Annotated in this window: 16 protein-coding genes; 13 read left to right on the top strand and 3 right to left on the bottom strand. The window is 60.6% G+C overall.

Annotation, left to right across the window (positions count from 1 at the left end; all coding sequences use genetic code 11):
• Nucleotides 1-3 precede the first annotated feature (3 nt).
• Entirely contained in the window at nt 4-3,420 is a 3,417-nt protein-coding gene (locus tag M017_RS0105040) for a carboxypeptidase-like regulatory domain-containing protein (RefSeq protein WP_051669525.1), read from the bottom strand.
• Between the two features lie 119 nt (nt 3,421-3,539).
• A complete protein-coding gene (locus M017_RS0105035) occupies nt 3,540-4,883 on the bottom strand; it encodes a peroxiredoxin family protein (protein ID WP_031496289.1) in 1,344 nt (447 codons plus the stop codon).
• Nucleotides 4,884-5,156: 273 nt separating this feature from the next.
• On the opposite strand from M017_RS0105035, the gene M017_RS0105030 reads away from it, so the two are divergent.
• On the top strand, nt 5,157-6,011 hold the full coding sequence (locus M017_RS0105030; protein ID WP_031496288.1) for a sulfurtransferase: 855 nt from the start codon (nt 5,157-5,159) through the stop codon (nt 6,009-6,011).
• A gap of 58 nt (nt 6,012-6,069) precedes the next feature.
• Complete coding sequence (locus M017_RS0105025; protein WP_051669524.1) at nt 6,070-6,549, top strand: RrF2 family transcriptional regulator; 480 nt, start codon at nt 6,070-6,072, stop codon at nt 6,547-6,549.
• 4 nt (nt 6,550-6,553) lie between these two features.
• Here M017_RS0105025 and M017_RS27410 read toward each other — a convergent pair whose 3' ends face one another.
• Entirely contained in the window at nt 6,554-7,426 is an 873-nt protein-coding gene (locus M017_RS27410; protein ID WP_051669523.1) for a hypothetical protein, read from the bottom strand.
• A gap of 154 nt (nt 7,427-7,580) precedes the next feature.
• Between M017_RS27410 and M017_RS26310 the strand changes: the two genes are divergently transcribed.
• The 11 genes from M017_RS26310 (at nt 7,581) to M017_RS0104965 (ending at nt 15,211) form a co-directional block, all read left to right on the top strand.
• The gene (locus tag M017_RS26310) at nt 7,581-7,955 is read left to right on the top strand and encodes a DUF6152 family protein (protein ID WP_051669522.1); all 375 of its coding nucleotides are present in this window, start codon (nt 7,581-7,583) and stop codon (nt 7,953-7,955) included.
• 6 nt (nt 7,956-7,961) lie between these two features.
• The gene (locus M017_RS0105010; protein WP_031496281.1) at nt 7,962-8,450 is read left to right on the top strand and encodes a DUF6644 family protein; all 489 of its coding nucleotides are present in this window, start codon (nt 7,962-7,964) and stop codon (nt 8,448-8,450) included.
• 14 nt (nt 8,451-8,464) lie between these two features.
• Entirely contained in the window at nt 8,465-8,911 is a 447-nt protein-coding gene (locus M017_RS27405) for a hypothetical protein (RefSeq protein ID WP_031496280.1), read from the top strand.
• A 165-nt stretch (nt 8,912-9,076) separates the two neighbouring features.
• On the top strand, nt 9,077-9,586 hold the full coding sequence (locus M017_RS0105000) for a chemotaxis protein CheW (protein ID WP_051669521.1): 510 nt from the start codon (nt 9,077-9,079) through the stop codon (nt 9,584-9,586).
• 9 nt (nt 9,587-9,595) lie between these two features.
• Nucleotides 9,596-11,452 (top strand): chemotaxis protein CheA, encoded by a 1,857-nt coding sequence (locus tag M017_RS0104995; RefSeq protein WP_202901617.1) that lies wholly within the window; start codon nt 9,596-9,598, stop codon nt 11,450-11,452.
• On the top strand, nt 11,446-12,303 hold the full coding sequence (locus tag M017_RS0104990) for a CheR family methyltransferase (RefSeq protein ID WP_051669520.1): 858 nt from the start codon (nt 11,446-11,448) through the stop codon (nt 12,301-12,303). Before M017_RS0104995 ends, M017_RS0104990 begins: the two co-directional genes overlap by 7 nt.
• Nucleotides 12,304-12,309: 6 nt before the next feature.
• A complete protein-coding gene (locus M017_RS0104985; protein WP_238325815.1) occupies nt 12,310-12,834 on the top strand; it encodes a chemotaxis protein CheD in 525 nt (174 codons plus the stop codon).
• Nucleotides 12,835-12,862: 28 nt separating this feature from the next.
• Nucleotides 12,863-13,276: a response regulator gene (locus M017_RS0104980; RefSeq protein WP_031496272.1), complete on the top strand. Its 414-nt coding sequence runs from the start codon at nt 12,863-12,865 to the stop codon at nt 13,274-13,276.
• Entirely contained in the window at nt 13,260-13,727 is a 468-nt protein-coding gene (locus M017_RS0104975; protein WP_031496271.1) for a chemotaxis protein CheX, read from the top strand. The genes M017_RS0104980 and M017_RS0104975 overlap by 17 nt, the downstream gene beginning before the upstream one ends.
• The gene (locus M017_RS0104970) at nt 13,728-14,783 is read left to right on the top strand and encodes a protein-glutamate methylesterase/protein-glutamine glutaminase (RefSeq protein WP_031496270.1); all 1,056 of its coding nucleotides are present in this window, start codon (nt 13,728-13,730) and stop codon (nt 14,781-14,783) included.
• A gap of 89 nt (nt 14,784-14,872) precedes the next feature.
• Entirely contained in the window at nt 14,873-15,211 is a 339-nt protein-coding gene (locus M017_RS0104965) for an energy transducer TonB (protein WP_031496268.1), read from the top strand.
• Nucleotides 15,212-15,226: the final 15 nt, after the last annotated feature.

The following is a 15,226-nucleotide window of genomic DNA, read 5'->3' as shown; positions in this document are numbered from 1 at the left end:
GCCTTAAAAGCTAACACGCACGCCAAGCTGGAGCAGCCGGGGATTGTTGACCTGGGCCGTGATCACGCCAAACTGCGAGTTGGTGAAGGTCGTGTTCGGGTTACCAAAGATCGGGGTGTTGGTTGCATTGAGCGCCTCTGCCCGGAACTGCGCCCGAATGCGCTCGTGAATCGAGAAGGTCTTGAAGATCGAGAGGTCGAGGTTCTTGGTTCCCGGGCCACGGACATTGAGGAAGCGGCCGGTGTTGCCAAAGCTCAGCACTGCGGCCTGCGAGAATGCGGCGGGGTTCAGCCAGCCATCGATGCGCTCGGAGGTGGAGCCATTGGTGGCGGCTGAGACTCCGGTTGCGTTAGGCCGCTGGTAGGTGGCCCCGATCACGCTGTTGTTGTTGGGCTGCGTGATGGCGAGGGGAAATCCGGATTGCAACACACTCACGGCATTGATCGACCAGCCCCCGATGGCCAGGTCCGCTAGCTTGTGGCCATGGAGGTAGCGCCGTCCGGCGCCGAAGGGCAGTTCATAGGTGACCGCGGTGCTGAAACGATGCGGCACGTCTTGTGTCGACAGGCTGCGCTCGGCCGCCAGATTGTAGGCATTCTGCGGACCAGCTACCGTTGCAATCTGGTTGGTGCCTGCCAGGTTCACTGCCGTCAGATCGTCCGTGCTCCGCGAGTGGGAGTACGAAGCAAGAATACTCAGGCCTTTGGCAAAGCGGCGCTCGCCACGGAAGTAGTAAGAGTAATAGCGGCTGGCGGCGTTGCCCGAACTGTTGAGCGTCACCGAGGTGAACTGCGGGAAAGGCCGCAGCAGTTGGTTGCGCTGGACAGTTGCGGTGCCGATCGTGCCGACCCCGCCGTTGTTGTAGAAGGGATTGGCGACACTCGCGCTGAGTGCGGCGCTGCCGAGGGAGAACTGGGATGGGTCGAGCTGGTTGATGTTCTGGCCGGAACGCAACAGACCGAGCGAACGTGAGCCAAGCAGACCGGCGGTGACGACAAAGCCGGCCGGTAGTTGCCGCTGCACCTCAAAGGAAGTCTGCTGGACATAGCCTGCTGAACGGGTTTGCGGATCGGTGATGGTGAGCGGCTGGCCGATGCCCGAGAGTCCGCCCAGGCTATTGCCCGAAGGCTGGAGGATGCCGCTCGGATAAGGATTGGCCAAGCTCGCAGCCGGTGTGAAGTTGCCGTCGGTGCTGGCGACAATGTTGGTCGTCTGCGAGTAGCCGATCGCATTCTGGAAGGTGAAGAAGGTGGGGGCCCAGAAGATGCCATAGCCGCCGCGCAGTATGGTCTTCGGGTTGAGCGAATAGGCAAAGCCAAAGCGCGGGCTCAGCTTGACGGCTTTGGGATGGAAGGTTTGCGTGGGATTGGAGCCGACCCCGGCGTATTGCACAATGCCCTTCAGATTGAGGCCCAGCGGGTTGGCCGCCTGGGTGTCAAAGCCGACGAGCAGCCGGTTGTTACGATCCTCGATGCCGGATTCGTGTTCAAAGCGAAGGCCGAAGTTCAACGTCAGTTTCGGGCTGACACGATAGTCGTCGTGAAGGAAGCCGCCGTAATAGCGCAGAGAGTTGTCGAAGTTCGTGACCACATTCATTGATCCGCTGACCGGATTGCCGAGGAACAGCGTCGCGAGACTGCTGCCTTGGCCGGTGGTGGTGGCTCGTGGATTGGGACGTGTGAAGACGTCAGAGAAGCCAAAGCTGCTGGGGCCTGCTGTCGGCGTGCCGGCATCGCCAATGAGTCTGCGTTCGAAGCCCGATTTGATGCTGTGCTTGCCTAAGAACTTGGATGCCGTGATGCTGAAGGTGCGGGAATAGAAGACGTCCTGCGAGGCGCCGCCTCCGCCAAAGCTGCTAACTTCGCCCATCGTAATGGATGGGAAGGCAGGGTTGGTGGTGACACCGACAAGCGATGAGGGGAGACCCAGTTGCGCGAGGTCGAAGCCTTGGCTCGCCTGTGTGCTGCGCGAGTAGAAGCGGTTGAAGCCCCAGCGCAGGGCGATTACGGTTGTCGGTGTCGGCGTGAGGGTGGCGTTGGCCTGGGTCGCGTTGATCTTGCGATCGCAGCAGTAGCCCTGGCTGGGGGAACCGGCGTTGCCGAAGAGATTGGGCGCCGAGGTCTCAAAGGTGCGTTGGTAGATATAGGACGCCGAGACGCGCAGCCAGGAGGCAAACTGATGATCGGCTTTGCCGATGAATTGATTGCCGCGATTCGGGTAGCTGCCGGTGATGGTCAGATTATTGGCGCCATGATAGGGGGTTGTTGCTGCATTGGGGAGCGGGTAGTAGGAGACCAGAGCGGCGGCAATCGGGCTGATGCGATTGCTGGGAATCGTGTTATTCGGGAATGCGGTGCGCGTGCCGTCGGCAGTGGTGGTGAGCGGGTCGTAGATGGTTTGCAGGGTGCCGTTGCGATTGAAGCTTTGCGAGAAGTCGCCACGGCGTTCCAAGGCGGTGGGAACGGCAAGTTGCGTGGTGGAGCCGTCGCGCTGGCGGTAGGCTTCCGTTGCCGCAAAGAAGAAGGTGCGGTTGCGGCCATCGTAGAGGCGCGGAATGCGGACGGGGCCGCCAAGAGAGCCTGCCCAATCGCGGAAGGGCTGATCGCTGATCGCCTGTCCGGCACGGTTTGCAAAAAAGCCATTGGCCTGCCACTCGGTTTGGCGGATGTGGCCGACGGCGCTGCCGTGCAGGTCGTTTGAGCCCGATTTCAATAGGGTGTTGAAGGTGCCGCCGCCGGTGCGCCCCACTTCGCCATCGTAGGTGCTGGCCTGGAGCTTCAGCTCCTGCACGGCTTCAGGGGAGGGGATGATCACGGCGCGATTGGTGGAGTCGGCAATCGAGATGCCGTCCACCAGATAGTTGTTGGTGCGTAAGGGCCCCCCGGCGATCGAGACCTGGGCGTTGCCGTTCTGATCCTGCATGCGGGCGAAGCGCGGGTTGCCGGCAAACACAACTGTCTGTGCGAGCTTGCCCATATAGAAGGGGTTGCGGCCCAGAATTGGCAGATCGGTGATCTTCTGGGTATCGATCACCTGGCCGGTAGAGGCATCGCTGGCCTCAAGCGCCGGAGTCTCGGCACTGACGGTGATCTGTTCTGAAATCTGGCCGATGTCGAGACGGAGGTCGATGCTGAGCGCGGCCTGAGTGGCGACCTGGATGCCGCGGCGCTCTGTCCTCTTAAAACCAGCGCTCTCGGCAATGAGCGAATAGACGGCGGGGTTGACGGCACTAAATACATATTCCCCTTGGTCGTTGGTGAGTGTGGTGCGAGGCAGCGAGGTGGCCTCGTCAAGCAGCGTAATCTTGACACTCCCAACGGGGGCCGCATTCGGGTCGGTGACACGTCCGCGGAGAGAGCCCTGGAAGCTTTGTCCAAAGGCGAGAGTAGAGAGAATGAGAAATGCAGTCAGGAACTTCACGAGAGTTCTCCTTGGGAGTCTGGAATCGCGGCCTGGCGACTGATTCAGAAAGCTGAGGACTGCTGCAAGGAGCCCTGCTGTGAAGGAAGGCAGGCGCTGAGGGGCGCCTGCCTTGGTGTTTAATGCAAGCCGGCAGCAGCCGCGCTCAGAGTGGAGTTGGTTTCGGCGGGCTTCTCTTTGAGCAGCCCTTCGATGATGGAGGTGAACTCTTCCTTGAGGGCCACATGATAAGGACCACTCGCCGGAGCGGCAAAGCCGGAGTGCACCGCCTTCACCTTGCCATCGCGGCCGACAAAGAAGGTGGCGGGCCAGGTGTTCAGATTGACGGCCTGGGGTACCTTATCCCACATCTCGGCTGGCGTGCCTGCGATGAGATAGGGGTAGGGAACGCCGTACTTCTTGATGAAGGCGTGGACGCGGGTGAGTGACTGCAACTGATCCTCTTCCTCAAAGTCGAGGGCGATCACCTGCAAACCCTGGGCGCCGTACTTCTTCTGGAGCTGGACAAGATACTGCGCCTCGTCATGGCAGTTGGGACACCAGGTGCCCGTCACCACGGCCACCACCACCTTGCCCTTGACCAGCGGATCTTCGTTCGAGATCGTCTTGCCGTTTACGTCGGGGAAGCTGTAGGTAAAGACCTCATTCGGGTCGCGCACGGTGGTGTGGGTGAGAAAGTTCGTCGGTTCGGGCAAACCCTTTGCACGAGCCACCTCTGGGCGGAAGGCGGTGACTTCGACAATGCGCGGTGTGGCATTGAGCTTCACGTTCAAGCTGCCATCCGCCTGGGGCGTCAGGACCACCAGGCCGGGCCGGGCGCCGTCGTAGTGGCTGGCGACAAAGCTCCCGTCCTTGAACTCGCCGGTCAGCGCGCCGGTGTCGCCATCGATGCGCAGGATAGTGGCGAGGATCTCAGAGCCCTTCTGTTCGACAATCAGGCGCCAGGCTTTTTCTCCTTTGGGTGTTTCCTGGGCCACTTCCCAGACGCCCCCGATCTGTGGCGCTTGTGCGGCAGCCTGAGCCGTGGGGGCGACATAGCGTTTGGCATGGAAGGGCGTGCCAGTGCTGCTGCGGTAGGCCGCTGCCTGTCTCTCCGTGCCCGCATACTGCTGGTTGCCCAGCGGACCCTGGGTGACGGTGGCCTTCTTCAGCGAGACGATTTGACCGACAAGTTCGCCATTCTGGACTTCGGCCCGAATCGAGGTGAGGTAGTGTTCGAAATTCAGCTCGAGCTTGCCGTTCTCGATTCGGGCGCTGGAGGTGGTTTTGGGATCGCGGCCGTTGTAGAGCGTGCCGGTCACTTGCTCCCCCTTGCGGGAGATGTCGAGCCGGAACGGAATCTCAACCCCGTTGGCGGCCTTGAGCGATGCTGCCCATCGTCCATCCAAATTTTCTGCGGCAGAGACGCTGAGCCCCCAAGCCAGAGTGGTCAGGACGGCTAAAGATTGTACGGAGACCTGCATGTGAAGTCACTTCCTTTCAGGTTGGAGTGGAAACCGGGATGAGAGAAGTTTTTCCTCACGCTCCATTCAGTCGATGAATTCAATCTCCTAATGAAACGAATGCCGCGAAGAAGAACTTCTTCATCCTGAAACTCACTTTAGACAGTATGCCTTATAGTTGATCAATTTACTATACTATTTGTTTAGAGAGTGGCGCTTGCCTCGATCGGGCATCGGGTACTATAATCTAGATCACACATATAGAGATTATGGTGATTCTCTTTCGCAACGCCCATGCCGTCCTCTTACGCTTATCCTGAAGTCCTTGTGAGCCCTGCCTGGCTCTCCCGGCGCCTGGATGATCCGTCGCTGCGGATTGTCGAAGTTGATCTTGATCCCAAGGCCTATTGGCAAGGCCACATCCCTGGAGCGCTTTCCTGGTCCTGGAGTACGCAGTTGAGCGATCCGCTCACACGCGACATCCTGTCCAAGAACCAGTTCGAGCTCCTGTTGAGTGATGCGGGCATTGATCCGTCCACCACCGTTGTGCTGTACGGGGACCACAACAACTGGTTTGCTGCCTGGGCTTTTTGGCAGCTGAAGATCTTTGGGCACCAGGATGTCCGGCTCCTCAATGGCGGGAGAAGCAAATGGATCCGCGAGGGCCGTGCGCTTTCGCTGGAGGAGCCGGTCTATCCGTCCACGATCTACTTTGCGGCCGATCCAGACCCGTCTCTGCGCGCACTGTTGCCGGAGGTGCGGGAACGCCAGGTGGCAGGATCTGCCGATTTTGTGGATGTGCGCAGTGTGCAGGAGTTTTCAGGCGAGATTCTGGCGCCTCCCGGTTCGATCGAGAGTTGCCAGCGGGGCGGGCACATTCCCGGGGCGAAGAACATTCCTTGGAGCGCGACGACGCGCAAGGACGGCATGTTCAAGAGTTTTCTGGAATTGCGAAAGCTCTTTGCCGATGCAGGGGTAGACGGATCACGGCCCGTGATTACCTATTGCCGGATTGGCGAGCGATCGAGCCACACGTGGTTTGTCCTGCGTTATCTGTTGGGCTATCTGGCCGTGAAAAACTATGACGGTTCGTGGACGGAGTGGGGCAATCTGGTGGGCGCGCCTGTCGAGCGTGGCCCCGGCTTCTAATTGCGCCTGCGAAAGGCTATGGCGGCGGCTTTTGTGCCAGACTCGAATCAACGACCTCATGCGAACGATTTCGAAGAAAACGCAGTACTGTCTGCGGGCGATGTATGCGCTGACACGGCATTATGGCAAAGGCCCAACGCTGATCTCCAAGTTGTCGAATGAGGAGTCGATTCCTCTGCAGTTTCTTGAACAAATTCTGCTCCATCTGAAGCGGAGCGGGCTGATTGAGAGCAAGAAAGGCAAAGGGGGAGGCTATTCGTTGGTTCGCCCCCCCAATGAAGTCACGATTGGTTCGGTGATCCGGATTGCGGAAGGTCCCCTGGCTCCGCTGCCTTGCGCGAGCGATACTGCATTTCGGAAGTGCGACGAATGTGAAGACGTGCGCACTTGTGGCACCCGTTTTGTCATGCGCCAGGTGCGCGATGCCACTGCAAAGATCCTCGACAACACGACGCTCGAGCAAGTCTGCAAGTACATGGACTCACAGAAGAGCGCACCGGGCGCCGCGACGCCCGATGAGCTGATGTACTACATCTGAGCGGCTACTTCGCCTTTGCTACTTTCTTTTTGACTGGCGGGGTGTCCGCGAAATCTGCAGCGGTCGGAGGCGGCGGCAGCGGTGCTGCGTTGAGATAGCCACGAGTGCCGTCGGGGCGAATTGGCCCAGGGCCAAAACCAAGATGCTTGCTGTGCACCGGGTTTTCAGCGCAGGCGTATTCCTTGAGGGTCTGGCCAGGCTCGCCGGCAAGGAAGGTGCGGGTGTAGCGGAAGGGCTTTGTGTAGAACTTCTTGTCGTCCACCACCATTTCGACGTTCAGGTGGTCGTAGTCGGGCCGGGTCCAGCGCTCGATGACGTGCAGATCGTCGCTATGCGGATTGGCGTTCTCATCTGCCCACACTTGAGTGCCCTTGAAGGAGACCGAGTCGATCACGTAAGTGTCTCCCTCCCATTTGCCGACCGCATCGCCAAAGTAGCTGGGATCGGGGTCCTCCGGATGACTGCCGCCGGTCCGGATCAGGCGGTAGTAGGTGTAGAAGTAGAGAAAAGCCGTTGTCTGTTTCGTTTGCAGCACCATGAAGGGCAGGGCACTCGCGTTGTGGCGCGGGATGCCGCCCAGATTACACAGACTTTCCGGATCAACCGTCTTGGTCAGGTTGTACTGCAAGGCCGCCCGGCCCGCCTCGGTGAAGGGCAGCTCGAAATTGGGCAGATCCTTGCCCAAATTCCCTCCCGGTTTCGTTGCCCGGGAGCCTTTCCAGTAGCCAGTGAAATCCGGTTTGCCGTCCGCGGTTCGCGGAGTGAGCTTCGGCGGCCCCTGGGGCTCATCGGCCGATAAGCCTTGGCCAGGTAACAAGGCGGCGCAACCGAGCAGGGCGGTGGCAAAAAGCGAAAGACGGGAAAGTGTGTTGTTCATGGTCGGAGAGTGCTCATTTTTATTAGTTGACTATGTCATTCAACTATAAGATGATTGAGTTTCGGCCGGCAACCGAAATTTGAACTGAGCGGCGAATCAGGCTCGCGAGAGGATGGTTGGTATGTCATGGAAGCAAGTAAAAATAGGAATTGGGATGATGCTTGCGCTCGCTGGAGTGGTGCAAGCCCATCATTCCTTTGCGGCGATGTATGACGGGACGAAGGTGGTGCGTCTCAAGGGAGAATTAACAAAAGTTGAGTGGACCAATCCGCATTCCTACTTCTATCTGAACGTGAAGGGCGCCGACGGGAAGGTAGTGAACTGGGGGGCGGAAGGCGCCAATCCGTCGGCGCTCTCCCGCCGTGGGTTCAAGAAGGGCGATATCAAGATTGGCGACCTGATCATCATCGACGGCTATGTGGCGAAGGATGGTTCGAAGTTCATCGACGCCCGGCGCATCACGCTGCCAGGGGGCCGCGTGATCTTTGGCGGCTCGCAGGGCGACGGCGGACCGGGCGGCGCACAGTAGCCGCGCATGGGGTTGGAGCAGTTCTGTCACTGGCTCGGGAACACGGCGACGGGCACGGCGCTGCGGGAGTCGCTGTGGGTGTTTCCGATTCTTGAAACCATTCATGTGCTGGCGATCGCCCTGTTGTGCGGGACGGCGGCGATCTTTGATCTGCGCCTGCTCGGGCTTCTGCTGCAGGGGGAGTCTGTACGCTCCGTACAGAGGCGTGTGATGCCGCTGGCTTGGGCGGGCGCGGTGGTTCTTCTGGGGAGCGGTGCGCTCCTGTTCTGGGCCGGGGCGGAAAAGCTCTATGCGAACCCGGCCTTCCGGGTGAAGCTGCTGCTTCTGGTGATTGCTGGAGTGAACCCGTTGCTCTTCCACTTTGGTGTCTATCGCCGCATTGCCGATTGGGATCTCGATGCAATTGCCCCACCGGCGGCACGCCGCGCCGCCTGGACTTCGCTGGCTGTCTGGAGCGGGGTTATCATCGCTGGCCGCGCGATTGCGTATCTATAGAAAGGAGCAGGGACGTGGATCTGCTCTGGGTTTTCAAAAGTCTGGACGCTACGGCCTGGAGCCAGGCGCTGCAATCCTCACAATGGGCTTTTGCGCTGATTGAGATGGGGCATCTGATCAGCCTTGCCTTCCTTGGCGGGGTCTTGCTGCTCAACAATGGCAACGCCTTGTGGCCGTCACTGGGCAGCGGCGAGCGCCTGGTGGCACCTTACCGGATCGGGGTCGGGGCGACTCTTGCGACGGGCTTTCTATTGCTGCTGGCCGAGCCGATGAAGTGCTATGAGCACCCTGCGTTTCGCTGGAAAATGGTGCTGCTCGGGATCGGGTTGCTGGTCCAACCCTGGCTTGGCCGGCTGGTGCAGCAGGGGTCGGGGTCGGCGTGCGCCCGCTGGGGCGCGGTGGCTTCGCTCGTGCTTTGGACCGGGATTGGATTTGCCGGCCGGGTGATCGGCTTCTATTAACGCCAGGCTTCCGCTTTGATTTTTTCTTCCTCTGTTCTTCCTCTCTGCTTCCCTCCAATTCCCCACTCGCACCGCCTAAGACTTTTCTGAAAAGCCACGATAAGCGTTAGGAACGCAGAACTCTCCTGTGTTCCTCATTCTGCCGGACTTGAAGAAAGAACCCACTTGCCTCCAGCCACGCTCACTGCCCCCATTGCTTCCAAAGAAGAACGCGCGGGGAAATATCTTGCTTTCCACCTGGGAGCCGAGGAATTCGGCATTCCCGTTTTGAAGGTACGCGAAATCATGGGCATCCAGGAAATTACGGCGGTGCCGCACACTCCGATCTATACCAAAGGCGTCATCAACCTGCGCGGGAAGGTGATTCCCGTGCTGGACCTCCGGCTGCGATTCAATATGCCGGAGGCGGCGTATACCCAGCGCACCTGCATCATCGTCACCGAGGTGGCCGGGGAGTGCGGGAATGTGCTCATTGGCGCGATCGTCGACGGCGTCAGCGAGGTGTTGAACCTGAGTGCGGCGGAGATTGAAGACACGCCGGATTTTGGGGGCGAGGTGGGGACCAACGGATTGCTGGGGATGGCAAAGGTGAAAGGAAAAGTGAAGATCCTGCTGAATATCGAGTGCATCCTGTCCCAGGAAGATCTGAACGAACTTGGGAAGTTTCTGAAGTAGAGAACGGGGATGGAGAAAGAGAGTCACACGATGAACTGTGGTGGAGAAGAGGTTGTCCTGGACCAGGTCCCTCCGCTCGCTTCGGGGGGGCAGGATCTGGACCGGCTGGGGCAGGTTCTGGCGGAGGCGTTGGCCGCACCCCCTGCTTCGTCCAGTGCCTTGAATCAGGACCCGGAACTAGTGGGCGACTTCATCAACGAGTCGCGGGAGCATTTGCAAACGGTGGAGAAGGGCTTGCTGGTTCTGGAGAAGGAGCCCTCTAATCCCGAGACGCTCAACGCCGTGTTCCGGAGCTTCCATACGATCAAGGGGCTGGCCGGCTTTCTCGAGTTTGGCGCGATCCAGGAGATCGCGCATGAAGTGGAAACCATCCTCGACCAGGCGCGTACCGGGCTGATTCTGATGTCGCCGAGTCTGATCGATCTGACTCTGGAGAGTGCGGACTTTGTCGGAACAGAGATCCAGCGGATCGAGGTGCAGCTGCAAGGGAACGAGCCCGGCCCGCCGCTGGACGCTTCTGCTTTGCTGCAGCGGGTGCGCACGGCCATTGCGGGAGGAAGCACTCCGGCGCCCGCAGCCGTTGTGGTGGCAAAAGATCCGCACGCGTTGCCGAGCGAGCCGGAAGTGCAGGAGGCCAAGGCCAAGCAACGGGCTCCGGCGCAGGACGCGCACTCGATCCGGGTGGAGACGGCCAAGCTGGATTCTCTTCTCGATATGGTTGGGGAGATGGTGATTGCAGAGGCGATGGTGCGGCTGGATCCGGAGCTGGCTGCGATCAAGAATCCGAAGCTGCAACGGAACCTGAACCAATTGCGGCGGGTGACCGAAGAGGTGCAGAAGATTGCGATGGCCACTCGCCTGGTGCCCGTGGGCACTTTGTTCCAGCGGGTGAACCGTCTGGTACGCGACACCTCCCGCAAAGCGGGGAAGATGGCGGAGGTCGAACTCTTTGGCGAGGACACGCAACTCGACAAAACGATTGTGGAAGAGTTGACTGATCCGATCATGCACATGGTGCGCAACTCGATCGATCATGGGCTGGAGGCTCCGGCAGACCGCCGTGCGGCGGACAAGCCCGAGACGGGACGCATCCAATTGCGCGCCTATCGCCAGGCCGATCACATCCAGATTGAGATTGCCGACGACGGCCGGGGCCTGAACCGGGATAAGATTCTGGCCAAGGCGCAGGAGCGCGGGCTCCTGGTCGCCGGCACCCCACTGAGCGACCCGGAGATCTTCCAGTTGATCTTCGAGCCAGGCTTCTCGACGGCAGACCAGGTGACGGATATCTCCGGCCGCGGCGTGGGCATGGATGTTGTCAAAAAGCAGATCCAAAAGCTGCGGGGAAAGATCGAGATCCAATCGACAGCTGGTGCGGGGACGACCTTCTATTTGAAGCTTCCTCTGACGCTGGCCATCGTCGATGGGCTGGTGGTGGGGGTGGGGCGGGAGCGCTTGATTCTGCCGATCTTTTCGGTCCAGGAAATGTTCCGGCCGGCTGCGGACCAGGTTTTCACCGTGCAAGGGCGCGACGAGATGGTGATGGTGCGCAACCATCTGCTGCCGCTGATTCGTCTGGACCGTTCGCTGGGTGTCAAGGCGCGGCAACAGGAGCCGGGCGAGAGTCTGCTGATCGTGGCTGAGACCGAAGGCCGGGGATTCGTACTGATGGTGGATGAATTCCTGGGTAAACAGGAGGTTGTCATCAAGAGCCTGGGCGAGAGTCTGAGGAACACGCCTGGGATCGCGGGTGGCGCCATTCTGGGGGACGGCCGGGTGGGTCTGATTCTCGATCTGGAGGCGATCTACAACAGGCGGCAACAGCGGGCCCAGACCCTGCGGGAAAGCGTGCTGTTGGCATGTTGAAACATGCGCCGGAACCCGCTTCGGCTGCGACGCGTCTGCGTCCCAGTCTCTTTGCGGCGGTGCGCAATTTTGCCTATCGGGCTGCAGGAATCGACTTGCAGGAAGGCAAGCAGCTGATGGTGGCCGCGCGCCTTTGGAAGCGGGCCAGGGCACATGGCTTCCCCACGGCGGACGATTACTTTGCGGCCGTGCAGCGGGATCCAGGGGGGGCACTTGAAATCGACCTGATCGATGCCCTGACCACAAACTTTACGAGCTTCTTCCGGGAACCCGCCCACTTTGAGTTCCTGCGGGCGAGGATTCTGCCGCAGCTCCGGTTGCGGTCTTCGTTTCCGATCTGGACCGCCGCCAGTTCGACAGGAGAAGAGCCGTATTCGATTGCGGTCACTTTGCTGGAGGAACTGGGGGCGGATGCAGGGCGCCGGGCCAGAGTCCTGGCGAGCGATATCTCGACCAAGGTGCTGGACCGGGCGTCTGCGGGCATCTATCCGGAGGAGCGCTTCCGGTCCCTGCCGCCGGACTGGCGGCGGCGCTATCTGTTGCGAGGGACGGGAGAGCAGGCGGGGAACTACCGCTTTCGCCCGGAAGTCCGGAATCTGATCCAGTTCCAGCGCATCAACCTGATGGAAAGCCTCCCGCTCGAGGACCGCTTTCCCCTGATCTTTCTGCGCAACATCATGATCTACTTTGACCGGCCGACGCAGGCGCGTGTGATTGCGGCGCTGACGGAGAAACTGGAGCCCGGGGGCTATTTGTTTCTGGGGCATTCGGAGAGTTTGAATGGCATCTCCCACCAGTTGGATCATATTCAGGTTGCCATCTATCGCAAGCCGGGCGAGTGGGGAGCGTAAAATCTCATGTCCGATGGGCTGAAGCATGGAGGCGCGATGTTGGCCGTGGGGGTGGGAGACCTGAAGCTGTCGGGGGAGCCCGGGGCAACGCTGGTGACCTATGGGCTCGGCTCGTGCATTGGTGTGGCGATCTGGGACCCGGTTTCCCGGGTGGCCGGGATGCTGCATTATATGTTGCCCGAGTCGCAACGGGATCCGGCCAAGGCCCAGCAGAATCCTGCCTTGTATGCCGACACCGGGATTCCGTTGCTGTTCCGGCGGGCCTACGAACTGGGGGCGGAGAAGAAGCGGTTGGTGGTGCGGGTGGCGGGGGGCGCGCAGGTGCTCGAGGGGGACAGTCTGTTCAACATTGGAAAGCGGAATTATCTGGCGTTGAAGAAAATCTTCTGGAAGGCCGGGGTGATGATCCATGCCGAGGAAGTGGGGGGATCGGTTTCCCGGACGCTCCGTTTGGAAGTCGGCAGCGGCAAGTTGCTGTTGCAGGAGGCGGGCCAGGAACTGCGGGAACTGGGTTTGCGAGGTGGCCTGTGAGGGGATGTTCTCGGAGAGGAGGCAGGGAATGCTTTTCAATGTGATGGTGGTGGACGATTCTCCGGCGATGCGGCGTTTCATCCGCCGGGTGATTGCGATCTCCGGTTTTCCTGTGGACCGCTTCTTGGAGGCGAGCCACGGCGTGCACGCGCTGGCCGAGTTGGCGCGTTATCCAGTCGATGTGGTGCTGACCGATATCAATATGCCCGAGATGGATGGTGAGGCCCTGGTGGGCGAAATGCGGCGGCACCACGAGTGGCAAAGCTTGCCTGTGATCGTGGTTTCTACGGATGCCACCGATGCGCGCATCGAGCGGTTGATGGAGTTGGGCGCCCAGGGTTATGTGACAAAGCCTTTTGCCCCGGAGCGCTTGCGGGGAGAACTGGAGCGGGTGCTGGGCGTGTTTGCTGGATCTGGGGGGAGTGATGATCTTGGTTTTTGAAAAAGAGCAGGTGGAGCGCGCCTTGAGCGCGGCGGCAACCGAGGTGCTCGAGACGATGTTCTTTGCTTCAGTGGACGAGGCAGACGGCACGGCCGCCCGCGGCGTAGGAGACGAACGCATCGGGGTGCAGATCGCCTTTCAAGGGGCTTGCTGTGGTTGCTTATCGCTCTCACTCGAAGCGCAAGCGGTGCAGAGCCTGGCTGCGGGCTTCTTGGGGGAAGAGCAGGAGCCGCAGCAGGAGGAGTCTGGCGCGGTGATGGCAGAGCTGGCCAATATGGTGTGTGGTGCGCTGCTGAGCCGCCTCGCAAGGAAGGCCATCTTTCGCCTGGATCGCCCGGTCCTGCTGGCCTCGCCAGCCGTGGGGCGCGGGTGGATCGAGAAAGAACTGCTTTTGGACGAAGGCTTGCTTCGTCTTGCCTTCTCGTTTGACCACACGGCGGTTTCGGGATAAATGGGGTCCCATGCGGAGGCGCCGCGCCCGATTCGTGTGCTGATCGTCGACGATTCCGCGGTCGTACGCCGCCTGCTCACCGAGGCCCTGCAGCAGGAAGCGGGCATTGAGGTCGTGGGGAGTGCTCCCGACCCCTTTGTGGCGCGCGATCAGATTCTGGCCCTCGCCCCCGACGTGCTGACGCTGGATATTGAAATGCCCCGGATGGATGGGCTGAGTTTTCTCCGGCGTCTGATGCATTACCAGCCTATGCCTGTGATCATCCTCAGTTCGCTGGGGCGTTCGGGCCGCGAGGCGACGCTGGAGGCGCTGCGTCTGGGGGCGGTGGATGTGCTGAGCAAGCCATCGGGATCTTATTCTTTGGGAGACTTGTCGGCAAATCTGGCGAGCAAGATCCGCCGTGCGGCCAGTGTGCGGCTGGGGGTGGCTCCGGGAGTGGCTACCGGGGCGGCGCCACGCCCCAGTTTGCGGCATCTGGTGGCGATTGGTTCTTCCACCGGGGGCACCCAGGCGATCGAGAAGGTCTTAGAAGCCTTCCCGGCGGACTGTCCGCCGATTGTGATTGCACAACACATCCCGGCGGGCTTCAGCCGCTCCTTTGCCGAGCGGCTGAACCAATGCCTGGCGATGGAGGTCAAGCAGGCAGAAGACGGCGATCCGGTGTCGCGCGGGCGGGTGCTGATTGCTCCGGGCAATTTTCACATGCGATTGGTGAAGGGGGCGGAGGGCTATCGCGTGACGGTGCAGGATGGGCCGCTGGTCTGTTACCAGCGGCCGAGTGTCGATGTTCTGTTTGACTCGGTTGCCCAGCATGCGGGGGCGGATGCGGTGGCGGTGATCCTGACCGGGATGGGCAGCGATGGGGCGCAAGGGATGAAGCGCATCCGTGAAAAAGGCGGCTGGACGATTGCGCAGGATCAGGCCAGTTGCGTGGTGTATGGGATGCCGGGCGAGGCGGTGAAGGCCGAGGCGGTGGAGGAGTCGCGGAGCCTGAGTCAGATTCCGGCTGCGATTGAAGAAGCGCTGCTGCGCGCGCCCCTCCTCAAGTCGAGCTAGAGTCCGCATGGAAATGGCTCAAGGTTGCTTGGCCTTGTCCGATACGCCTCTATGAACCCAAATTTGGGAGGAAGAGAGAGCACACTGACATGAAAGCAATACGAGCCATCCTTGGAATCTGCCTGCTGGGCTTGCCCCTGATTGCGGAGGTCCGCGTGAGCCACGCAGACGCCGTGAAGAATGCCTTGAAGCACCCGGCCCCGGAATACAGCCCGATGGCGAAACAGATGCGGATCCAGGGAGATGTGGAAGTGGAGGTCAAAATCGCCGAGAGTGGCGAGGTGGCCGATGTGAAGGTGGTGACCGGGAATCCGATGTTGTCTACGACCGTTGTCCGGGCGATCAAGGACTGGAGATTCACTCCCTTTACCGAAGGCGGCAAGGCCTCGCCGGCCGTTGCGAATTTGCGCTTCACCTTCCGCCAATAGCAGTGCCAATCGCAG

The sequence above is a fragment of the Bryobacter aggregatus MPL3 genome, from assembly GCF_000702445.1.
GTDB lineage: Bacteria > Acidobacteriota > Terriglobia > Bryobacterales > Bryobacteraceae > Bryobacter > Bryobacter aggregatus.
The sequence above is the reverse complement of the archived record's forward strand: the minus strand, read 5'-3'. Positions and strand labels throughout refer to the sequence as shown.